The sequence below is a fragment of the Paenibacillus sp. cl130 genome, from assembly GCF_900116035.1.
GTDB classification, from domain to species: Bacteria; Bacillota; Bacilli; order Paenibacillales; family Paenibacillaceae; genus Paenibacillus; species Paenibacillus polymyxa_B.
Map to the genome: position 1 here is coordinate 40,026 of NZ_FOYG01000010.1, position 20,944 is coordinate 60,969.

22 protein-coding genes are annotated in these 20,944 nt (G+C 46.0%); 18 read left to right on the forward strand and 4 right to left on the reverse strand.

Annotation, left to right across the window (positions count from 1 at the left end; translation table 11 throughout):
• Nucleotides 1–213: 213 nt before the first annotated feature.
• The 5 genes from ilvA (at nucleotide 214) to BM358_RS22580 (ending at nucleotide 6,076) form a co-directional block, all read left to right on the forward strand.
• Complete coding sequence (gene ilvA / locus BM358_RS22560; RefSeq protein ID WP_028541996.1) at nucleotides 214–1,500, forward strand: threonine ammonia-lyase IlvA; 1,287 nt, start codon at nucleotides 214–216, stop codon at nucleotides 1,498–1,500.
• Between the two features lie 221 nt (nucleotides 1,501–1,721).
• Complete coding sequence (locus BM358_RS22565) at nucleotides 1,722–2,696, forward strand: arabinan endo-1,5-alpha-L-arabinosidase AbnA (RefSeq protein ID WP_013308827.1); 975 nt, start codon at nucleotides 1,722–1,724, stop codon at nucleotides 2,694–2,696.
• Between the two features lie 259 nt (nucleotides 2,697–2,955).
• On the forward strand, nucleotides 2,956–3,975 hold the full coding sequence (locus BM358_RS22570) for a FecCD family ABC transporter permease (RefSeq protein ID WP_371263110.1): 1,020 nt from the start codon (nucleotides 2,956–2,958) through the stop codon (nucleotides 3,973–3,975).
• The gene (locus BM358_RS22575; protein WP_049828453.1) at nucleotides 3,975–5,000 is read left to right on the forward strand and encodes a FecCD family ABC transporter permease; all 1,026 of its coding nucleotides are present in this window, start codon (nucleotides 3,975–3,977) and stop codon (nucleotides 4,998–5,000) included. Before BM358_RS22570 ends, BM358_RS22575 begins: the two co-directional genes overlap by 1 nt.
• Before the next feature lie 128 nt (nucleotides 5,001–5,128).
• Nucleotides 5,129–6,076, forward strand: a complete 948-nt coding sequence (locus tag BM358_RS22580; RefSeq protein WP_028541999.1) for an ABC transporter substrate-binding protein — start codon at nucleotides 5,129–5,131, stop codon at nucleotides 6,074–6,076.
• A gap of 161 nt (nucleotides 6,077–6,237) precedes the next feature.
• On the opposite strand, the gene BM358_RS22585 is transcribed toward BM358_RS22580, so the two are convergent.
• Nucleotides 6,238–6,669: a hypothetical protein gene (locus tag BM358_RS22585; RefSeq protein WP_013308831.1), complete on the reverse strand. Its 432-nt coding sequence runs from the start codon at nucleotides 6,667–6,669 to the stop codon at nucleotides 6,238–6,240.
• Nucleotides 6,670–6,866: 197 nt separating this feature from the next.
• On the opposite strand from BM358_RS22585, the gene BM358_RS22590 reads away from it, so the two are divergent.
• From BM358_RS22590 to BM358_RS22600, 3 genes are all read left to right on the forward strand, one after another.
• Complete coding sequence (locus BM358_RS22590; protein WP_023987079.1) at nucleotides 6,867–7,166, forward strand: hypothetical protein; 300 nt, start codon at nucleotides 6,867–6,869, stop codon at nucleotides 7,164–7,166.
• A 271-nt stretch (nucleotides 7,167–7,437) separates the two neighbouring features.
• Nucleotides 7,438–8,262, forward strand: a complete 825-nt coding sequence (locus BM358_RS22595) for an alpha/beta hydrolase (RefSeq protein ID WP_023987080.1) — start codon at nucleotides 7,438–7,440, stop codon at nucleotides 8,260–8,262.
• Nucleotides 8,263–8,354: 92 nt separating this feature from the next.
• Complete coding sequence (locus BM358_RS22600) at nucleotides 8,355–9,146, forward strand: dioxygenase family protein (protein WP_023987081.1); 792 nt, start codon at nucleotides 8,355–8,357, stop codon at nucleotides 9,144–9,146.
• A 72-nt stretch (nucleotides 9,147–9,218) separates the two neighbouring features.
• Here the strand turns inward: BM358_RS22600 and BM358_RS22605 are convergent, their stop codons facing one another.
• Together BM358_RS22605 and BM358_RS22610 are read right to left on the reverse strand one after the other, a co-directional pair.
• Nucleotides 9,219–10,142 carry a hypothetical protein gene (locus BM358_RS22605; protein ID WP_028542000.1) on the reverse strand — a complete coding sequence of 308 codons (924 nt, stop codon included), beginning with the start codon at nucleotides 10,140–10,142 and terminating at the stop codon, nucleotides 9,219–9,221.
• A 213-nt stretch (nucleotides 10,143–10,355) separates the two neighbouring features.
• The gene (locus tag BM358_RS22610; RefSeq protein WP_023987083.1) at nucleotides 10,356–10,874 is read right to left on the reverse strand and encodes a DoxX family membrane protein; all 519 of its coding nucleotides are present in this window, start codon (nucleotides 10,872–10,874) and stop codon (nucleotides 10,356–10,358) included.
• Nucleotides 10,875–11,123: 249 nt separating this feature from the next.
• Between BM358_RS22610 and BM358_RS22615 the strand changes: the two genes are divergently transcribed.
• From BM358_RS22615 to corA, 7 genes are all read left to right on the forward strand, one after another.
• Entirely contained in the window at nucleotides 11,124–12,218 is a 1,095-nt protein-coding gene (locus tag BM358_RS22615; RefSeq protein ID WP_023987084.1) for a DUF3048 domain-containing protein, read from the forward strand.
• A gap of 188 nt (nucleotides 12,219–12,406) precedes the next feature.
• Nucleotides 12,407–13,021, forward strand: coding sequence for a DUF47 domain-containing protein (locus tag BM358_RS22620; protein WP_007428879.1), 615 nt, complete (start codon nucleotides 12,407–12,409; stop codon nucleotides 13,019–13,021).
• A 14-nt stretch (nucleotides 13,022–13,035) separates the two neighbouring features.
• Nucleotides 13,036–14,025, forward strand: coding sequence for an inorganic phosphate transporter (locus BM358_RS22625; protein ID WP_023987085.1), 990 nt, complete (start codon nucleotides 13,036–13,038; stop codon nucleotides 14,023–14,025).
• Nucleotides 14,026–14,265: 240 nt separating this feature from the next.
• Entirely contained in the window at nucleotides 14,266–15,714 is a 1,449-nt protein-coding gene (locus BM358_RS22630) for an amino acid ABC transporter substrate-binding protein/permease (RefSeq protein ID WP_023987086.1), read from the forward strand.
• Entirely contained in the window at nucleotides 15,707–16,435 is a 729-nt protein-coding gene (locus tag BM358_RS22635; RefSeq protein WP_023987087.1) for an amino acid ABC transporter ATP-binding protein, read from the forward strand. The genes BM358_RS22630 and BM358_RS22635 overlap by 8 nt, the downstream gene beginning before the upstream one ends.
• 162 nt (nucleotides 16,436–16,597) lie before the next feature.
• Nucleotides 16,598–16,744, forward strand: coding sequence for a GNAT family N-acetyltransferase (locus BM358_RS27215; RefSeq protein ID WP_081047445.1), 147 nt, complete (start codon nucleotides 16,598–16,600; stop codon nucleotides 16,742–16,744).
• A 204-nt stretch (nucleotides 16,745–16,948) separates the two neighbouring features.
• Nucleotides 16,949–17,908, forward strand: a complete 960-nt coding sequence (gene corA, locus BM358_RS22645; protein ID WP_025721203.1) for a magnesium/cobalt transporter CorA — start codon at nucleotides 16,949–16,951, stop codon at nucleotides 17,906–17,908.
• A 6-nt stretch (nucleotides 17,909–17,914) separates the two neighbouring features.
• Here the strand turns inward: corA and BM358_RS22650 are convergent, their stop codons facing one another.
• Nucleotides 17,915–18,430 carry a hypothetical protein gene (locus tag BM358_RS22650; RefSeq protein WP_025721205.1) on the reverse strand — a complete coding sequence of 172 codons (516 nt, stop codon included), beginning with the start codon at nucleotides 18,428–18,430 and terminating at the stop codon, nucleotides 17,915–17,917.
• Between the two features lie 226 nt (nucleotides 18,431–18,656).
• On the opposite strand from BM358_RS22650, the gene BM358_RS22655 reads away from it, so the two are divergent.
• The 3 genes from BM358_RS22655 to BM358_RS22665 all read left to right on the forward strand — a co-directional run bounded on the left by BM358_RS22655 (nucleotide 18,657) and on the right by BM358_RS22665 (nucleotide 20,790).
• Entirely contained in the window at nucleotides 18,657–18,947 is a 291-nt protein-coding gene (locus BM358_RS22655; protein ID WP_007428885.1) for a YerC/YecD family TrpR-related protein, read from the forward strand.
• Nucleotides 18,947–19,735: a sirohydrochlorin chelatase gene (locus BM358_RS22660; protein WP_028542001.1), complete on the forward strand. Its 789-nt coding sequence runs from the start codon at nucleotides 18,947–18,949 to the stop codon at nucleotides 19,733–19,735. The genes BM358_RS22655 and BM358_RS22660 overlap by 1 nt, the downstream gene beginning before the upstream one ends.
• A gap of 173 nt (nucleotides 19,736–19,908) precedes the next feature.
• Complete coding sequence (locus BM358_RS22665) at nucleotides 19,909–20,790, forward strand: diacylglycerol kinase (protein WP_013308843.1); 882 nt, start codon at nucleotides 19,909–19,911, stop codon at nucleotides 20,788–20,790.
• The last annotated feature ends 154 nt before the right edge of the window (nucleotides 20,791–20,944 follow it).

The following is a 20,944-nucleotide window of genomic DNA, read 5'->3' on the forward strand; positions in this document are numbered from 1 at the left end:
GACTATCATCTGCACAAGCTATGGGTAAACGTGGTATGATATTTGAAAGATTTCAAATACAGTACTTTGCATAATTCGATTCCTAACGCTCAATAGTACAATATATAGACGAACTAAACCGTTTCGATCTGTATATTGCTGATTTGAAATCGCTCTTGGGATTTATGCAAAATGCTCAAATACAGAAATATTCAGGCGGAGCGTGGAGAACCTATGGAACCAACAGAAACCCAGAAAACTGACCCGACCATGGCGTCAACCGTTGGCATGGAGGATATTGTACGGGCGCATCATATGCTGCGTGAGGTGATTGTACGTACACCTTTACAGAGGGATGCCGTCCTATCGGCCAAATATAACTGTAATGTGTATCTGAAAAGAGAGGATCTCCAAGTCGTGCGGTCCTTTAAAATCCGTGGAGCTTACAACATGATCCGTAGCTTGACCCCTGAGCAAATGGAAAAAGGAATCGTGTGTGCGAGTGCGGGGAATCATGCGCAAGGTGTGGCTTTTTCATGTAATGCACTTGGTATCCGCGGTAAAATATTTATGCCGAGTACAACGCCTAATCAGAAGGTGAAGCAGGTTCGTCGCTTTGGCGGTAACAGTGTAGAGGTCATTCTGACCGGAGACACGTTTGATGATGCCTATGACGAGGCAATGAAGGTGTGCAGCGAGCAGGCAATGACCTTCATCCACCCGTTCGATCAGCCGAAAATTATTGCGGGCAATGGTACGATTGCAATGGAAGTGATGGAGAGCCTAGATGCACCTATGGACTATGTGTTCGTAACGATTGGCGGCGGCGGTTTGGCAGCAGGTGTAGGTACGTATGTTAAAACCGTGAGTCCGTCCACCAAGGTAATTGGCGTGGAACCCCTCGGCGCGGCGTCGATGACGGAAGCGATGCGTTTGCACAAGGTGGTTACACTGGATCAAATAGACAAGTTTGTTGACGGAGCTGCAGTGAAGCGTGTGGGTCAGCTGACATACGATATTTGTAAACATACTTTGGACGATATTGTGAAGGTACCGGAAGGCAAAGCATGTACCGCGATTCTGGAGCTGTATAATGAAAATGCGATTGTTGTGGAGCCTGCGGGTTCACTGCCTGTTGCAGCACTTGATTTGTATCGCGAGCAGATTCAAGGCAAAACGGTGGTCTGTATCGTCAGCGGTGGTAACAACGATATAGATCGTATGCAGGAGATTAAGGAACGGTCCCTCATTTACGAAGGACTGAAGCATTATTTTATGGTGAATTTCCCGCAAAGAGCTGGGGCACTGCGTGAGTTTCTACAGGATGTGCTTGGACCGGACGACGATATTACTAGGTTTGAATATACGAAAAAGAATGATAAGGAAAATGGACCCGCTCTGGTCGGCATTGAGCTGTTCCACAAGGAAGACTATCTTCCTTTAATTGAACGAATGAACCGCAAGGGGCTTAAATATACGGAACTAAACAAAAACGAAAATCTATTTAATATGTTAATTTGAAAAGGAGCCTACGGGCTCTTTTTTTTGTATCAGGATTTTGCAAAATCCTCGTATGTATATTGTTATGCGTAGTTTATGAATTTCTTTTTATTTGAAATAAAGCGTTTACAAAACTGAATGTGATAGGTTAATATATGGGTAACTTCATAAGTATAAACACTAATGTAATAGGTGTGTCACCTGAATTTCATTATAAGATACTCATTCGGAGGTGCGAAAGAATGTTGAAGGCATGGAAAAAATCAGTACAGAGTAAATTGACCCGAACGGCGTTTGCTGCCGTAACCTCGGCTGCTTTAATGCTGTCAGTGATGCCATCTGCATCCGCAGAGCATTGGGCGTTAACTGGCGATGTGGCAGTGCATGATCCGTCCATTACGAAGGAAGGCAACGCATGGTATATTTTCTCTACAGGGCAGGGGATACAGGTTCAAAGATCGGACGACGGACGCAATTTTTACAGATTGCCGCAAATATTTCTGTCGCCGCCATCATGGTGGAAAACGTATGTACCTAAGCAAAAGACTAACGATGTATGGGCACCGGATGCTCAAAAGTACAATGGACGGGTATGGCTGTACTATTCCATTTCTACTTTTGGTGCCCGGACCTCGGCTATCGGACTAGCTTCCGCAACGAGCATTGGCGCGGGGAGCTGGAGAGATGATGGACTAGTGCTGCGTACGACGGATGCTAACGATTATAATGCTATTGACCCGAATCTCGTCATTGACGCTTCCGGTAACCCGTGGCTTTCCTTTGGTTCATGGAATTCAGGCTTGAAAGTGACTCGACTGGATAAAAATACGATGAAGCCTACGGGCCAGATCTATTCTATCGCCAAGCGTACGGCTGGTGGTTTGGAAGCGCCGCATGTTACATACCGCGACGGCTATTATTATCTGTTTGCTTCCATTGATAACTGCTGCAAAGGCGTAGACAGTAATTATAAGATTATTTACGGTCGCTCTACTAGTATTACCGGACCGTATGTGGACAAGAGCGGCAAAAGCCTGATGGATGGCGGTGGAACGATACTGGATGCAGGGAATGACCGTTGGAAGGGACCGGGTGGACAATCTGTCTATAACAACAGTGTGATTGCACGTCATGCCTATGATGCCACTGATGGTGGAAATCCAAAGCTTCTGATTAGTGATTTGAAGTGGGATTCGGCAGGCTGGCCTACGTACTAAAGAGAGGACCGTTTGGAGTCATTTGTGCAGTAAAATCATATAGATATATTCAAAAACTGTTCCTCCTAAGGGGAACAGTTTTTGGCTTGCAATGTCATAGAAACATGCTATTATGTATCAAGTTGATAATAATTATCATTATCGTTATAAGAGACGTGATGATTTTCAGGTATGGAGGGAGTGACCTCACCAAATGCAGTCCAAAGACAGCATGGACAAACATACAGCTCTGACAGAGAGGGCAGTTCCTGAAGTAGACATAACAGCACGTCCAGTGCTTCGAGCGGGTAGGGTTCGGCAGGCGTTGTTGTTCACAGCTTCGGCTGTATTGTTGGCTTTGGCCATATTCGCCGCCATTTCTCTCGGAGCCAAGGATTTGACCGTAAGCACCGTGTGGTCGGCAGTATTTCACTATGATCGTTCGCTAATGACCCATCAGATCATTCACGAGCTGAGATTACCGCGTGTACTCGGTGCAGCTGTTATTGGAGCTGCGCTGGCGGTGGCAGGCTCTCTGATTCAGGGTATTACACGAAACCCGCTGGGAGATACAGGTGTGCTGGGCATTAACGCAGGAGCGATGTTTGTAGTTGCAGTGAGTTTTGCCTTTTTCCCCAATCTACCTTATGGGACGTTAATAGTATTGTCGTTCCTGGGGGCGCTGATGAGTACCTTACTAGTATTTGGTCTGGGAGCATCTGCACCGGGAGGATTGACACCTATGAGATTGACGGTGTCTGGAGCTGTGACGACTGCCTTGTTAGGTTCCATGACTTCGGGGATTGCGATTTATTTTGATCTAAGTCAGGATTTAGCCTTTTGGTATGCGGGTGGCGTAGCCGGGATTAAATGGTCGCAGCTTGAGATTCTTGCACCGATTTTGCTTATTGTGATCGCCTGGTCTATGGGGCTGGCACGTTCCATTTCGCTGATTTCGATGGGCGATGAGGTGGCGTTAAACCTTGGGTTGAATCTCAGGCGTATCCGGCTTTTGGGTCTGCTGACTGTAGTGGTACTGGCCGGCCTATCTGTATCGGCTGCCGGAGCCATCGGCTTTGTAGGTTTGGTTATCCCACATATCGCTCGCAAGCTAATCGGTGTGGATTATCGCCAGATCGTGCCGCTGTCTGCGTTATTGGGAGCCGTATTACTGGTGCTGGCAGATTTGGGAGCGAGAATGGCAAATCCGCCAGAGGAGCTAGCTATTGGGATTATGGTGTCTTTTATCGGAGTACCCTTTTTCCTCTTTCTCGCCCGTAAGGAAAGGAGGGATTTATAGTGAGTCGCTCTTTAGGGATTGGGGACACAAGAACGAAAAAGGCTTGGCTCGTTTGTTTGGTATTGGCGGGGATCAGCTTTGCTGTCCTTGTTTTGGGTTTGAATACCGGAACGATTCGTATTCCACCGCTACGTGTGCTGGATACGTTGTTTGGCGGTGGCAACGGACGTGATCATATCGTTCTGTTCGAATATCGTCTGCCTCGTATTGTTGTAACGGTGCTAGCTGGAGCGGGACTAGGCGCAGCCGGGGCGGTCATGCAAGGCTTGTCACGGAACGCACTTGCTGATCCGGGAGTGCTCGGTCTTCATGCGGGGGCTGCGTTGGGACTGGTGATGTTCGTTAGCTTTTTTCGCGACCTGGACGGATCGGCCGCCGTTCTGATCCCCTTGTTTACCTTTGCAGGAGGTGTCATTGCGGCGGTGCTAATTGTTTTGTTGTCCTATAACCGCAGCAGAGGAATCGTGCCGGTGCGTCTGATTTTGTCCGGCATCGGTGTAGCCTCGGGTCTTAGCGCCATAACGCTGTATTGGTCGTTGCGGCTGGATGAGGATACGTACGCATTTACTGCACGTTGGTTGGCTGGCAGCGTTTGGGGCCGGGATTGGATACACGCAGCGGCTTTGTTGCCTTGGATAGTCATTGTATTACCCTACGTTCTGTCGCAGACGCGCAGTCTGAACAATCTGTCGTTGGGCGACGAGACCGCAGCTGGAATCGGCACAAATGTGAAGCGCCAGCGTCTATTACTGCTGGGCGCAGCCGTGGCTCTATCCAGTGCCAGCGTATCCATGGCTGGAGGCATTGGTTTTATTGGGCTGATTGCGCCTCATCTGGCTCGCCGTCTGGTTGGGCCGATGTACCAGCATTTGCTGCCAGTAGCCTGTTTGGTCGGGGTCGTTATTCTGGTCACCGCAGACACGATTGGGCGTTCGGTGTTTCAGCCGAATGCGATTCCCGCAGGTGTGGTGGTTGCTGTGGTAGGAGCTCCATACTTTTTATTCCTGTTGTCCCGAACAAAATGACAGAAGGAATAGGTACATATGAAATCATATGATGCAAATGATGCAACCCGTTGAAATTAATAACTAAGCAGAAGCCTTCTATATTGATCATTATAATGTAGAGTTTCTGTAGCATAGGAGAGAGTAACATGAGAAAGCACAAATTTAAGGGTTCTGATTTTAAACGTTCATGGGTAGTCACAACTCTTGTTGTATGCATGATCATGCTGTCCGCTTGCGGACAAGCAGCCGACAAACAGGCTACCGATACGAAAGCGGCTGGCAGTGCGCAGACAACCATTAGTGCGGATTCGCGCATTGCTTCGATGTCTATTCATTTGACAAACAACCTGCTGGCATTGGGCATTACTCCGGCTGGTTCGGTCATTGGTGGAGATGTGAAGGATTTTCTGCCCCATGTAAAAGATCGTCTTCAAACTACACGTAAGCTAGGTGTTGTCACAGACCCGGATATGGAAGCGGTATTGGAACTTCAACCTGATCATATTTTTTTGGACAAAAAATATTCGGGAACCGATGTGGCCAAGTTTGAAAAAATTGCGCCGACCGAAGTTTTTGATCTGGATGAAGGCACATGGAAGGATCAATTGAAAAAAATAGCTGCTATGGTCAAACATGAAGCACAGGCAGACGCATTTCTAAAAGATTATGATACACAGAAGGAACGAGTCAAAAAGCTGATTCATTCAAAAATTGGGGACGGAACGGTTATGGCTGTACGTGTGACGGCGAAAGAGGTTCGTGTTATGGGGATGAAGCGTCCCGTAGGACCGCTGTTGTATCAGGACTTGGGCTTGAAGCCAGCCAAGGGTGTAGAAAAGATCAACAAGGCTTATCAAGTTGTTTCCCAAGAGGTTTTACCGGATTATGATGCCGATGCGATCCTTGTTATCATCAGTAAAGGCGCGGATGCCCAAAAGGTATACAAACAGCTGGAAGAAAATACAGTATGGCAAGGTCTCAAAGCGGTGAAGCAAGGGCATGTCTACATGTTGGACGGACAGCCTTGGCTGGACTATTCCGCGATGGGACATAAAATTGCTCTGGATAATGCAGAACAACTATTTTCCAAATAAGTTTTAAAGTATATCAAGCCGTATTCCCCCATGCAGCTTCTTGCAGGCCAGGAATACGGCTTTTTGGCGCACGCTCAAGCTGTAAGTCGGTTGCCTGATCGAAATGGAAAGGAGCTGCTATGATCCAAAATGAGGCAGCTCCATATAATGAGAATTGCGGGCTATGAACGCTTTTTACGCAGAAAAATCGGTTTGAGTCCAATAAAGCCGATGGCGGCGAGAATTAAATTTACCCAAGGTGAGATCCTGAATACCGGCAGTACACTGCGCAGCGCTAGTCCGGCGACAAGAATCACGACAACTAACACAACATACATCAAGATGGATTTAAGATTCATCTGGGGCTTTACAGGGGCATGGTCTGGCTGTTGTGTCTCCTCGCCTTCTTCGGGACGGTCCATAAAATTCATCAGGGCTTCAACGAGTAGAATGGCTCCTGCGGCGATGATGATAAGGGTGGATAGGCTGATTTTTTCAAAGGGTTTGATATCCCCACCTGTAAAGGTGACAAACCATCCGATAATTGCCTGTGTCAAAAAAAACATAGACAAGGCAATCCATGCAATAAGCGTATAATTTTTTGCTTTATTCATTTCTTCCTCCTGCTTTATGAGCGTATCCCGAGCTGATGGAACCGCCATTTCGTAACAAAGACAGTATACGTGAGGAAGCGTCGGATGGCAAAAGACTTTATCTATAAAATGTATATTACCGCTGCATTCTCCTCAAACTGGATACAGGGTGAGCACATAGAGCAACCTGAATATAAACGTTAAGAGGGTGTGGCATCATGAAACTGGAGAACCAGGCAGATTATTCAGTCCAAAAACGATTAGCAAACGCTTCGAACAGGAATAGCGGGGTGGCCTCGTCTACAAATGTGAGTCACCGGAGTGTTCAAGGAACTTCTCCAACCTACCGTATACTGGACGATATTGAAGTGGCTGAGGATACAGAATTTGCAGGTGAACTAGGTGCACAGAACTACCGCAGCCTGTGGCATGAGGATGAACATAACGGCGCCTCTTGTAAGCTGGAGTGGGAGGGACGAACGGAGACCCACCAAATGTTTAGGAACAGCTACGAATAACGAATGTCTACTTTAATGTAGTGGATTCACTCTAATAAGTGTAGTATAGCGTTCTCCGGAATCGCACCGGGGAGCGCTATTTGTTTACTTTTTTAACGATGTGAACTGACAGGTTGACAAGGAAGCAGGGCGATGATAGACTGACTTTACTATAAAACTTATTAAACTTATCGGAATTAAAGTGAATGAATATCCTGGATGGATATTCCACGTTACTATATGAGCTTGAATTCATAAATGTGTAGTGAAGCTTGAAACAGGGGGAATCAGGATGGAACGGCAAATTGGAATTCGCTTTGAACATGAAGAGCTGGCCGCAACAATTCATTATCCAAACCGTACAAATGAGGGAGAGCGTCAGAGACGAGTTCCCCTCGTTGTTATATGTCACGGTTTTGTGGGCAATCGTATCGGAGTAGATCGATTATTCGTCAAGACTGCGCGTGAACTGGCCGAAGGGGGATACTTTGTCCTGCGCTTTGATTTTGCCGGTTGTGGGGAAAGCACAGGTGAATACGGCAAGCAGGGGCTCGAATCCATGATTAATCAGACACGTACCGTGTTGGATTACGCCGTCAATTGTGCGGACATTGACCCAACCAAGGTGACGCTGATCGGTCACAGTCTGGGGGGCGCGGTTGCCCTTCTCACAGCCGTACGGGATAAGAGAGTACAAAATCTGGTTCTTTGGTCAGCAGTGGGCTATCCATTCAACGACATCGTCAAAATTACGGAGCGAAGCGTGTACGATGAGTCTGTTAAAACCGGTCATGCCGACTATTTGGGCTATAAGTTTACGCCTGCTTATTTTGAGTCGTTAGCTCAATTTCAGCCGTTCCAGGAGGCCGTTAAATTTAACGGAGATGTGCTCGTTGTTCATGGCACCTCGGATGATATTATTCCTGTGGATTATGCATTTCTGTTTCAAAAGATATTCTGGATGCGTCCAGAGGGACGCTGTGATAAAGAGATTATTTTCCAGGGGGATCACACTTTCTCGTCAGGTAAAGAGCGGCAACGGCTCATTGATCGGACACTTGAATGGCTGGATGAACAGGAAAATATTCAACGGGATTGGCAGCACTGGATGATCTGATTTCAGTGTGTAACGGATTGTATTGGAAATTGCGCCTCCGCCGGAGTAAAATGGAAGAGTAACACTATACTGGCGTGTGGAGGTTGGCAGCGATGACATTACCCTCAATTTTTGTTGCGCATGGTTCACCGACACTGGCTGTAGAAAATAACGCATATACCAGCTTTCTTGCAAAGCTGGGCGCGAGCCTGCCCCGACCCAAAGGAATTGTCATTTTTTCAGCGCATTGGGATAGCCCCGATCAATGTATTGGCGCGGATGATCAGCATGCAGCGTTGCACGATTTCTATGGCTTTCCCGAAGAAATGTACTCAATCGATTACCCTGCACCAGGCGATCCGAAGCTGTATGAGGAGATAGAGCATCTGTTCAGTCAGCATAACCTGTTCCACCAGCCGGTTCGGAACCGAGGACTGGATCATGGAGCATGGGTGGTTTTGCGGCATATATATCCTGATGCGGACATACCGGTCGTACCCTTATCCATTGATTCTCGGCGCGCTCCCCAGGAGCAATACGAGATTGGACGGATGCTGGCGCCTTTGCGAGAACAAGGGATTTTGATTATCGGTAGCGGCGGATTGGTCCACAACTTGCGGACACTCAAGCAGACGAGTGAGCCAGCCGATTGGGCCGTTCAATATGATGACTGGATTGCACAGCAGCTCCAAGACTGGAATTTGCGTCACCTATTCCAATATGACAAAAAGGCTCCATATGCCAAACAGGCGGTACCTTCTTATGGAATAGAGCATTTTTCACCTTTGTTTTATGCGATGGGGGCTGCGGATCATGAGCGCTCTGCGCATAAGCTTTTTCAGTCGTATGTCCTTGGCTCGTTGAGTCTCAATTGTTGGGCTTTTGGTCAAGAAAGTGATACGTAAATGTAAAAAAGAACTTCCGAATCCACATGGTGTGTGGGAATGGAAGTTCTTTTGTGTATTTTGCGTTTTTGATTAATTAGAAGGCACGTTCTTTTTAAGCCAAGTGGATACCTGCGTAGTACGCTGATCTCCATTTTGATCCAACAGTGTCATAAATGCTTTCAGCTTTTGAATGTAGGTACTCTTCGAATCCATATTACGTTGAACGACGAATTGATACCCTTTTTTCGCATTCGGATGAATCTTCCCGGTATCATAATCAAATAATGGCGTATTGTTCGTGCCATAGAAAGTATAGAAGAAGTACAGATCGTGCAATTTTTTTATAGCTTGTGTACGGTTGGAATGAGGATATTGGTTTAAAAATGCCTCCTGTGCCAGCACTCGTCCGGCTAACTGTTGATAGCCGATACGGAGCGCGGCATCCTTGGTAGCCGCCTGTCCGGATTCCATCGCCATGATGTCAATATAGCTGCGGATATCTGTCGTGGTGTGCTTCCCGAAGACTTTATATTTTTCATAGTTGATGACTGGGTAGTACATGCCTTCTGCAGTTTCAAGTTTGTAGCCGGCATCTCTTGTTTGAGTTAGCAACTTTTTCAGGTTCACATCGCTTGAACGGATGATTACATTTGTGAACGAATCACCGGGTTTATAGATTTGATTTATTTTGGTTTGAACAGAGGCCGGGTATAAGGTCTTTGCATAGGAATCCAATTGCTGTTTCTGCGCATTTTCCAGATGAAGCACCATGATGGTAGCTTGAGAGGCTGGAATGGATTGAATATGCTTTTGCAAATAAGTGAATGCCTGAGGTAGCTTGTCGGGTTGGCGTAGTAGCTGCTCGAAGGTCTTGGAGATAAGTTGTACACTTTCTGCCTGAGATGTCGTAGTAGACGTCGCCGCTTTGACTGATGTCGTATATCCCAATCCCATAGTCTGCACTGTGAAAGTTACGGCTGCGAGCATGAGATAGGCTTTGGTAATTTTTTTCATGATATAACCCTCCATTACGTTCTTTGATGTAACTGTAGTGTATAGGGTAAATGTATCGTGAGCATTCCATGTTGTATCCAACTTGTAAACGTTTGGGGGGATGATGAATCCGATAAAAGAGTTCGAGTTAGAAGGAGCTGAAAGACCTCTTGTGAGCATAACAGCACAAAAAAAATAACCATTACCCGGAGGATAACGGTTATTTTGGGATGTTTAAGCTATTTTTCGACTAGGGTCCGCTGGAAAGGTATCTTTATTTTTACGAAACAGTCCACGCAGGAAGGGCAGTACCCAACGGTCAAAGCCAATTCTTCCGGCATTTGCACCAGCAACTACAAGGAAGATTTCAAACAGCAGGTAGATTGCATTGGTGCTTACTGTACCCGAGAACAGGAACGAGAAGTTCATAACCATAGCCATCAAAGCAGCCAGTGTAGTCAATGTACCGAGAAGCAGGCCAACCCCTACCAAGAACTCACCCAATGGGATCAGGACGTTGAACAAACCTACATTCGGCAGGGCAAAGGCTTCGAGGAACGATCCCCACCAGCCTTGTACAGCGGGATGGTCTCCACCTGTTTTAGCAATGGCCCCCGAGATAAATCCGCCTGCATCGAATCCACCTGTCAGCTTTTCAAGTCCGTGGGTCATCCATTCATACCCTAGATAAACCCGTACTACAGTCAGCAACCACATTGCGACTTTGTTCTCACGTAACCAGCTGTTAAACATTCAAACCACTCCTCTTTCTTAATCTATAATGTTGGTTGTATTTCATTTTGTTGGGGATGATCATCTTTGCTACACCTTTATTGTAGTAGGTTCAGTTACAGTTATTTGTGATAAAAATCACAAAGTCTAAATATTTTTTAAATTTTAATGTCTTCAGATAAGTATTCTATAGATTGGTCATGCTTCAATCAAGACAAAAACAGGAAATAAAGCTTATAATGAGAAAAATAACTAAGTGGAGGGATGAACTTGTCCGGGCCCATTTCCCAACGAAATCATTGGTTGCGTGTGATGGCCTCAGCTCTGTTATGCATGACGCTGATGTCTTGTTCTGCTATGTCCAATACGGGTGAATCTGAATCCGTTCCCCAACTGACCAAGCAAGAAACAGAGAAGGAGGCACTTGAACCGCCGAAGGAGCAGTCTATTCCGGCATTTACAGCTCCGCTCACCGGTCTTCCGGTGGAGCAGCCAGTTTTGGAGCGACCGCTCGCTGTCATGATCAACAATGCTCCGGCTGCACGTCCACAGGCAGGACTTAGCCAGGCAGACATGGTATATGAAGTTCTTGCAGAAGGTGGGATTACCCGTCTGGTCGCTTTTTTCCAAAGTCATGGCGGAGATGTAAAGATCGGACCGGTCCGTAGCATTCGACCGTATTTGATTGAGCTGGGCGAAACCTATGGTGCGTTGCCGATACACGCAGGGGGAAGCACAGATGCCTATGCGATTTTACAGCAGCAGCGGAAGGAACATCTGGATGAGATTTCAAATGGAGGGGCTTACTTCTGGCGAAGCAAAGATCGTCGTCCTCCACATAATTTATACACAGACGTGAACAGACTGCGCAAAGGAAGCGATAGTAAAGGGTATGCCAAGCAGACGGACGTTCCAGTATATTCTTACCTCAAATCCGGTGAAACCCCAGTTATGGTGGACGAGACTGCATCATCTTTACAAATCCGATTTTTGCTTAAAAGCTATCGGGTATCTTATACCTATGATCCAGCGGATCAACAATATAAGCGTTTTGTGAACGAAAAGTCACATGTGGATCAAAATAATAACCAACAGCTCTCAGCAGCCAATGTCATTGTGATGAGCGCTAGACATCGAACGTTGGATGATGTAGGCAGATTAAGTGTTGAGTTGGACGGTAGCGGAGAGGCCATGGTGTTTCAACAAGGACGGTTAATACAGGCTGAGTGGCAACATACACCAGGCGATGCGATTCGTTTTATGAAAAATGGGGTTGAAATCCCGTTAACACCAGGTACATCCTATATACATGTGGTACCTGCAGATACTTCACTAAAGGAACATGTAACCATAGAAGCAAATTAGAAAACGAAATACACCTTTTTAGGGAAAAAATGTCGGATAATGACCTTCCATGTCGGGCAATGTATACGTATATCATGAAATTTGCTTTTACAAACATTACAAAAACATTGATGAGTGTGATAAGATAGCAAAGGTTGTCTATTGCAGTCGAAACAGGTTGCGGATATTTTCGTAAAGGGGTAATCGTTATGAGATTGAAGAAAAAGGATATATTCTTCGAGACGTTGGAAAATATGGCAGATACGATCGTGCAAGCAGCCGATTATTTTGCCCAACATACTTCAAATCTTCAGGATGTAACTTTGTTTACAAATGAAATGAAGAAGTATGAAAATAAGTGTGATGATTACACACACACGATTATTACTGAGCTGAACAAGACCTTCATTACGCCGTTGGAACGCGACGACATCATGGAACTGACAACAACCATGGATGATGTGTTGGACGGTCTTGAAGCGACGGCTTCTCGTTTTTATATGTACAATATTACGGAGCCGGACGAGTATATTGTGCAGTTCGCTGATATTTTGCGTCAATCAGCTTACGAAATTCAGAAAGCTGTGCATTTGCTTTCACAGAAAAAATTGCTGGCCATTCGTGAATACACTATTCGCCTGAATGATTTGGAAAATCAGGGGGATGAATTGTTGCGTATTTGCATTAAAAACCTGTTTGCAACTGTAACTGACCCTATTGAACTGATTAAACGCAAAGAATTGTACGAACGCCTTGAAACGACAACGGATTCATGCGAGGATGTTGCAAATATGCTGGAATCCATCATTATGCGTAACTCGTAAGGGAGTCCTTTTACATGGATACAAGTTTATTGGTATTGGGTATTGTTATTTTTCTTGCTCTGGCATTTGATTTTATTAATGGTTTTCATGATACGGCGAACGCGATTGCAACTTCGGTATCGACCCGTGCATTGACCCCGCGACGTGCGATTATTATGGCTGCGGTCATGAACTTTCTCGGGGCAATATTGTTTACAGGGGTTGCGAAGACCATTGGTGGAAGTGTCGCTGATCCAACCAAGCTTACGAATGGAATTGATATCGTCATTGCGACGCTGATCGCTGCGATTATCTGGAACCTCTTAACCTGGTGGTTCGGTATTCCTTCATCCTCTTCTCATGCATTGATTGGTGCATTGGCTGGAGCGGTGTATGTAGGTGCGGGATCGGATAAATTAAACTGGAGCGGCTTCATCGGGATTGTCGAAGGACTTATTTTCTCCCCGTTGATTGCTTTTGTTGTCGGTTACATCGTGATGATGATTTTAAAATATATCTTCGCTCATCGTAGTCCGCATACGGTGAACAAAGGGTTTCGTACAATGCAGGTCATTACAGCAGCGCTTCAGTCGTTCACGCATGGTACGAATGATGCTCAAAAGGCGATGGGGATTATTACATTCGCACTCGTTTCGGCGGGGTATCAGGACCATTTGGAAGTACCCATGTGGGTAAAAATTTCAGCCGCAACAGCCATGGCGCTGGGTACGTCTATCGGGGGCTGGAAAATCATCAAGACGATGGGAACCAAGATTTTTAAAATCGAGCCAATTAACGGATTCGCAGCTGACATTTCGGGAGCCTCTGTTATTTTCACAGCTACATTGCTTCATTTGCCCGTAAGTACTACTCATGCCATTACTTCGGCTATTTTGGGTGTGGGTTCTGCGAAGCGCTTTTCCGCTGTGCGTTGGTCGCTGGCCGGTCGAATTATTATTACTTGGGTGATAACCATACCGATTGCTGCACTGTTATCTGGATTGATTTTCAAAATTCTTTTTTAGTTCATTATTATTTCTTGAAAAAAAGGTACACACTATAGAATACACAATAAGCTTCCGTCCGCTTTTTGCGGCAGGGGCTTATTGGCATTCTAGGATAAAACTGCTTCTTCAAAGTTCACACATCCAGATAGTTCCATGAAACGTTTTTCAAAAAATACCTGACATCAAAGTAGTCAATTTTTAATAACTCCTGTAGAATAAACAGAAAACTTTGAACCGTTCAACTGACTGGAGGAAATTATGCAAAAATCTAGAAAACTAATAGCGCTCATGATTTGTTTGTTTTTTGTGGTTGCCCTGGCCGGTAATTTCGGTGTAGTGGCACATGCAGAAAATAAAACAAAGTATGATATCGGCACGGATACAACGTTCGCGCCTTTTGAGTTTGAAGATGTAGATGGTAAATTTGTCGGTATCGACATGGATTTGCTGGCAGCTATTGCCAAGGATCAGAATTTTGAATATACCATTAAGCCCCTTGGCTTTAACGCGGCAGTGCAGGCCCTTGAAACGAATCAAGTGGATGGTGTCATTGCCGGGATGAGTATTACCGATGAACGCAAGCGGAAATTTGATTTTTCCGAGCCTTATTTTGATTCAGGCGTCGTCATGGCGGTCCGCAAGGATAATGATACGGTTAAACGCTATGAGGACTTGAAAGGACAGCGTGTCGCTGTCAAAACAGGAACGGAAGGTTACACATTCGCAGAATCCATTAAGGCCAAATACGGCTTTACTACAGTACCGTTCGACGATTCTTCTCAAATGTATGATGAAGTTAAAACAGGTAATTCGGTTGCCTGCTTTGATGACTATCCGGTACTGGCATACGGTGTAAACCAGAATAACGGCCTTAAGCTGGTAACAGATAAGGAAAAAGGTGCTTCTTACGGGTTTGCTGTTAACCAAGGCAAGAACCAAGAGTTGCTGGAGAAATTTAATGCAGGGCTTGTTAATCTGCGCAATAGCGGGGAATACGATAAAATTTTGGCTAAATACCTTGGCGAATCGGGCAAAGGTGTGGCGCCTGTAGAGACCAGCCGCTGGGGACTGATTTCCGCTTCGCTGCCTTCACTGATTAAGGGCATGGGAAATACGTTGCTGTACACACTTGTATCTTTACTCGTAGCCTTTATCCTAGGATTGGTGTTTGGCTTTATGAAGGTAAGCCATAACAAGGTGTTCCGTGGTATTGCAACTGTATTCGTCGATATATTCCGCGGTATTCCGCTGATCGTGCTTGCTTTCTTTATTTACTTTGGTATTCCACAGGCACTGGATTTCAAAATGCCGCTTTTTGTTGCGGCTGTATTGACGTTATCCCTGAATGCGGGTGCGTATGTAACTGAGATCATCCGTGGTGGTATTCAATCCATTGATCCGGGACAAATGGAAGCAGCTCGTTCGCTTGGTCTACCCTATCGGACGGCTATGCTTAAAATCATTTTGCCACAAGCTGTGAAAATCATGATCCCGTCGTTTATCAATCAGTTGGTTATTACGTTGAAGGATACGTCCATTTTGTCTGTTATCGGTTTGGTCGAATTGACCCAATCGGGTAAGATCATTATTGCGCGGACATTCCAATCCTTTGATATTTGGCTGGTAGTAGCGGTGATGTATCTTATCGTCATTACAGTCCTGACCAAAATTTCCAACCGTCTTGAAGGGAGAGTTCGCCGTGGGTAAAATTATCGTTAAAAACCTGAAAAAAAGCTATGGTAGTAATCAAGTGCTAAAGGGCATCGACATGCAAGTACGTGAAGGCGAAGTTGTGTGTGTCATTGGCCCGTCTGGTTCGGGGAAAAGTACGTTTTTGCGTTGTATGAACATGCTTGAAGAAATTACCGCAGGTGAGGTCATTGTCGATGACTACAACTTGAGTGACAAAAACGTGGACATTAACAAAGTCCGTGAAAATATAGGTATGGTATTTCAACATTTCAATCTGTTTCCGCATATGACCGTGCTCAAGAACATTATGTTCGCGCCGACTGAACTGGGCAAACAGTCCAAGGCAGAGGCCCGGGAAACGGCTATGAAGCTGCTGGATCGTGTAGGTTTGGTCGATAAGGCAGATGCATTGCCAGGACAGCTTTCCGGCGGTCAGAAGCAGCGTGTGGCGATTGCACGTGCGCTAGCAATGAATCCAGACATTATGCTGTTCGACGAGCCTACCTCGGCGCTCGATCCTGAAATGGTGGGCGAAGTGCTCGGCGTAATGAAAGATCTGGCGCGTGAAGGCATGACGATGATGATCGTAACGCATGAGATGGGTTTTGCACGCGAAGTAAGCGACCGTGTCGTGTTTATGGACGGTGGTTACATCGTAGAAGAAGGAACGCCACAAGAGGTATTTGGTAATCCGAAAAATGAGCGGACCATTAGTTTCTTGGAGAAGGTATTGTAAGTGGGCAAGGTTTGCCGTGAGTGCAGGTAAGGACGTAGTGTGCGATCGCTCCGCAGTCCATTTGATCTTTCGATCGCTGTTGCTTCTACAAATTCAAATGGACCACTGCGCTACGACTCGCTGATTGCTCCTTTTCGTGCAAAGAGCCTGCCTCACTCTTGAATGAGTGGGTATAGGGGAAGAGAGCGAGATGAAGATTACGCGCGTATCGTCGTTTTTGTGATGGATTCAAAACATCGTAATAAAGGCATCGGAAAGGCGTTAAATCAGGAAGCGGAAGCTTGGGCTAAAGGAACGGTTTGGATATGAAGCGACAAGCACGGGGTTTGTGAAAAAGATTTGATTTATAATGAATTGATTATTTTATAAGGATATCTTGGGAGGCATGTTGGCCCGGAGATATCCTTTTCTTTATTAAAAGGAATTTAGAACTTGAGATTTGTATAATGTTAATTGGCTTATATAAAATATAAATAACATATCAGACGGAAGTGTAAGCGAGGGGGACGTACGGTGATACGTACATTGGCTATAGGTCATGATCATCAGGTAACAGTGGGAAAACCATTGGATCAGATCGTCATGGAGGATTATATATGGATGTGGGTAGATTTTAGCGAGCCTACAGATCGCGAGACGGAGCTGCTGACGAGTTATTTTCATTTTCACCCATTGGCTGTGGAGGATTGTATGCATGTTCTGCAACGTCCCAAATTGGATTATTACGAGGATGTGCAGTTTCTGGTTGTGCATGCGCTTGATGTAGATACGTTAGCTGCGGAAGAAGTGGATATGTTTATTAGCAGTCGTTTTTTGGTTACATATCACCATCATGAGTTAGAGGAGCTGGATCAAGCCTGGGAGCGGATTGTCCAGCATGCGAATGAACGCAAAATATGGTCGCGAGGACCGCTGGCTGCAGCCTACACGGTGATGGACAAGTTGGTAGATAACTATTTTCCGAGCCTTTTTATGATTGAGGATGAATTGGCCGAGCTGGAGGGCTTGGGCGGTCGCGAATCCGTAGAGGAATTAATGAAGCAGGTATTTGACCTGCGTGGCAGGCTGCTCAAGCTGCGCCGTACCATCGTACCCATGCGTGATCTGATGTACCGAGTTTTGAATTCGCAGCATGTGCAGGGCCAAGGAGATCATATGGCTTATTTTACCGATATATATGATCATTTATTGAAGCTGACAGACATGCTGGAGGCCGACCGCGAGATGACAGCCGACCTGAGGGACAGTTATATATCGCTCAATTCCAATCGCATGAATTCAATTATGAAGACGCTGACCGTAATTACGACCGTTTTTATGCCCTTGACGCTGATTGCAGGAATCTATGGTATGAATTTTTCGAATATGCCCGAGTTGGGCTGGAAATATGGATATTTTGGCGTACTGTTCTTCATGTTTTTGTTGAGTGTTGCAATGGTGGTCTGGTTTATGCGCCGAGGCTGGTTCAAATAGTATAGTCTACTTTCTTTTGCGCTTGCGCGGACGTCTGCGCGGGGTAGTGGTGCTTTTGCGCTGTGTCTTTTTCCGACGTGGGCGTGGTGGTGTGTATTCATCCAATTCCTCGGCGATATCTGTTGCAGAGTTTTTGCTCGCGGATTTGCCGAATGCTGGGAGAGAGCCCATAATCAGCTTCGCCATTGGAGCAAATTGCTGCACACTGGACATGACCTTTTGCACCTTGCCGACCGTAGCAACAATTCCATCAATACCACCCATACGGTCAATGAAGCCTTTGATTTCGTTGAGATTACTGAGGTTGCCAAGACCTCCAAGCAGTCCTCCTTTGGCTGGAACCGGGTCTGGTGTGACCACGGCAGAATCCGTAATACTCGCTGGCGCCTCGTAAGGAACCAGCCCGGAAGAACCGGCTTGCGGAACCTCGTTGTATGGATCGAGTCCGGGATAAGGAGATGAACTATACGGATCGGAAAGGGAGCGCTGTAGCGGCCTCCGATGATAGTAGTGTCCAGGCATGAGATCACATTCCTTTGCAGGTTGATACTCTACTGTATGTTACAAACGCACAGTGGGTTTAGGCGCGTGTCCCGAAATCAGGTATAAAAGCGGATTTGGGCATTCGTACGGTACGTTTCTATGGTCATAATGTTGTTCTGTAATGCGTGAAACCGTTAATGCTTGAAAAAGCGACTATTCCTCGGGTACAATGAGGAGAGATCGTAACCTTGGGAGATGATAATCCATGCAGCTTAAGAAGCTTAATGATAAAAGTATTGATCAATTGTTCGAAGCTATTTTAACTCTTAAAAATTTGGAAGAGTGCTATGTATTTTTTGATGATCTGTGCACGATTAATGAAATTCAATCCCTCTCCCAACGTCTAGAGGTTGCCCGTATGCTAGGCAAAGGCAGCACATATAATCAGATTGAAGCAGAGACAGGGGCCAGTACAGCCACCATTTCACGTGTTAAACGTTGTCTGAACTATGGTAATGATGGGTATAAAATGACTCTGGAACGTCTGGGACGCTAATGCGGAGCCCTGGGATACTGGTAATCAGCCACGGCTCTAGGGAGCCATATTGGGTGGAACAGGTGGATCAGGCAGTTGCAAAGCTTCATTTGCCGGAAGAAATACCAGTAGAGGTTTCATTTTTGGAAACGGTTAAAGAAAGATTGATTCAAAATGGTATTGACCGTCTGGAAGCCTTGGGTGTAACAGATATATTGGTTATACCTTTGTTTGTGTCATCAGGCAGTACGCATGTAGATGAGATTAGCTATGCACTGGGTGTCAAAGATGCGCCGGACAAAGAAACAGATTTGAAGCCGTTTCGAATGAAGGCGCGAGTGCATTTTGGCAGCCCGCTGGATGACGGAGAAGATGTTGCCCGCATGGTGTGGGACAAGGTTCGCCCGCTATCGGCCGACCCTGCGAGAGAGGTTATTTTACTCGTAGGTCACGGCAGTGTGCACAACGGCTTTTTTCAGCGCTGGGAGCAGGGGATTTCTTCGTTGGCCCGTACGGTGCAAAGCGTGAGCGGTATCATCACGGACCACGCTTTGCTAAATCCCGAGAGTGTGTACGACAAGGCAGCGTATTGGAATCAGGAGCGGGGTCATGATGTTATTGTGGCACCGCTATTTTTGAGTTCTGGATATTTTACAAGCCACATAATTCCTAAACGCTTGCAGGGGCTCGAATACCGTTATTCAGGAGATCCTTTATTGCCGCATCCTTTGCTCACAAGCTGGATGGATAGACAAGTTCGTGAATTATTGCAAAGTGTGCAGAAGCAAGCAAGGTCAAGTCATAGGTAGTCTAGTTCGGCTATAGCGTCATCTTAGCCTTAAATTTCCTTATTTGGGCAAAGTCTGGCTTCTTTTATTGTAAAAGAGGTCTTTTTCCAGTATGATGATATTTTGTACAGACTGAATGTGATGAACTGCTATGTGAATATAAATATCATTAAATATACGGGTGGCGTAACGGAATGAAAAGAGCTAGATTAATCTATAATCCGACCTCTGGGCGTGAGGAAATGAAGCGTCGTCTTGCGGATGTTTTGCAGCGCCTGGATGAAGGTGGTATTGAAGCCTCTTGCCATGCAACTACGGGTGAAGGGGACGCAACGCGTGCCGCAATAGAGGCCATTGAGCGTGGGTATGACATGATTATCGCCGCGGGTGGCGACGGTACATTGTATGAGGTCATTAACGGGATGGCTGAAAGAGAAAACCGCCCGCCCCTGGGTGTGTTTCCTTTGGGGACGACGAATGATTTCGCCAGGGCACTAGGCATCCCCAAGCACTGGGAGGATTATTGCGACCTAGTTATTCGTCAAAATCCGAAGCCACTGGATATCGGAAAAGCGAACGACCGCTACTTTATCAACATTGCAGGCGGGGGAACTTTAACCGAGCTTACGTATGAAGTTCCGAGCAAGCTAAAAACGATGATTGGCCAGTTGGCGTACTATTTTAAAGGTATGGAGAAGATGGTCAGCCTTGCTCCACAGGAGCTGATCATCAAGGCATCGGGTCAGGAAGTGATTCACGACGAGTTTATGCTCTTCCTGATTGCGAATACGAATTCGGTGGGCGGGTTTGAAAAGCTTGCTCCCGGGGCGACAATAGATGATGGGCTCCTCGATGTCATCGCTGTGCGGAAATGCAATCTGGCGGAAATGATCCGGTTGGTAACACTTGCGCTGCGTGGTGAGCATTTGCAGGATAAGAAGATTGTTTATTTTAAAACAGATTACATGGAAGTGACCTCACCCGGCTACGTCCAGCTTAATCTGGATGGCGAACTGGGCGGTACCTTGCCAGCGACTTTCCGGAATTTACCTCATCATTTGAATGTTTTCCGGTGAGGAATGATGAGGAAATACTTCTGCTTCCGGGCGGCAACGCAATATAGTATATGGAATGAAGAGTAGGTAGTTGTTTTTGTGAACATATTGGTTCTTGCCGTTCTCCGTAGGGAGTAACGGCATTTTCGAGTTGATGTTTGTATGTTTAGATGAC

Bases quoted from the DNA above. Each gene is read 5' to 3' on its own strand.
- BM358_RS22565 (WP_013308827.1), top strand. From the start codon at position 1,722: ATGTTGAAGGCATGGAAAAAATCAGTACAGAGTAAATTGACCCGAACG.
- BM358_RS22655 (WP_007428885.1), top strand. From the start codon at position 18,657: ATGCAGCTTAAGAAGCTTAATGATAAAAGTATTGATCAATTGTTCGAA.
- BM358_RS22585 (WP_013308831.1), bottom strand. From the start codon at position 6,669: ATGAATAAAGCAAAAAATTATACGCTTATTGCATGGATTGCCTTGTCT.
- BM358_RS22650 (WP_025721205.1), bottom strand. From the start codon at position 18,430: ATGCCTGGACACTACTATCATCGGAGGCCGCTACAGCGCTCCCTTTCC.
- BM358_RS22590 (WP_023987079.1), top strand. From the start codon at position 6,867: ATGAAACTGGAGAACCAGGCAGATTATTCAGTCCAAAAACGATTAGCA.
- BM358_RS22620 (WP_007428879.1), top strand. From the start codon at position 12,407: ATGAGATTGAAGAAAAAGGATATATTCTTCGAGACGTTGGAAAATATG.
- BM358_RS27215 (WP_081047445.1), top strand. From the start codon at position 16,598: ATGAGTGGGTATAGGGGAAGAGAGCGAGATGAAGATTACGCGCGTATC.
- BM358_RS22610 (WP_023987083.1), bottom strand. From the start codon at position 10,874: ATGTTTAACAGCTGGTTACGTGAGAACAAAGTCGCAATGTGGTTGCTG.
- BM358_RS22595 (WP_023987080.1), top strand. From the start codon at position 7,438: ATGGAACGGCAAATTGGAATTCGCTTTGAACATGAAGAGCTGGCCGCA.
- BM358_RS22600 (WP_023987081.1), top strand. From the start codon at position 8,355: ATGACATTACCCTCAATTTTTGTTGCGCATGGTTCACCGACACTGGCT.
- BM358_RS22625 (WP_023987085.1), top strand. From the start codon at position 13,036: ATGGATACAAGTTTATTGGTATTGGGTATTGTTATTTTTCTTGCTCTG.
- BM358_RS22605 (WP_028542000.1), bottom strand. From the start codon at position 10,142: ATGAAAAAAATTACCAAAGCCTATCTCATGCTCGCAGCCGTAACTTTC.
- BM358_RS22660 (WP_028542001.1), top strand. From the start codon at position 18,947: ATGCGGAGCCCTGGGATACTGGTAATCAGCCACGGCTCTAGGGAGCCA.
- BM358_RS22580 (WP_028541999.1), top strand. From the start codon at position 5,129: ATGAGAAAGCACAAATTTAAGGGTTCTGATTTTAAACGTTCATGGGTA.
- ilvA (WP_028541996.1), top strand. From the start codon at position 214: ATGGAACCAACAGAAACCCAGAAAACTGACCCGACCATGGCGTCAACC.
- BM358_RS22630 (WP_023987086.1), top strand. From the start codon at position 14,266: ATGCAAAAATCTAGAAAACTAATAGCGCTCATGATTTGTTTGTTTTTT.
- BM358_RS22665 (WP_013308843.1), top strand. From the start codon at position 19,909: ATGAAAAGAGCTAGATTAATCTATAATCCGACCTCTGGGCGTGAGGAA.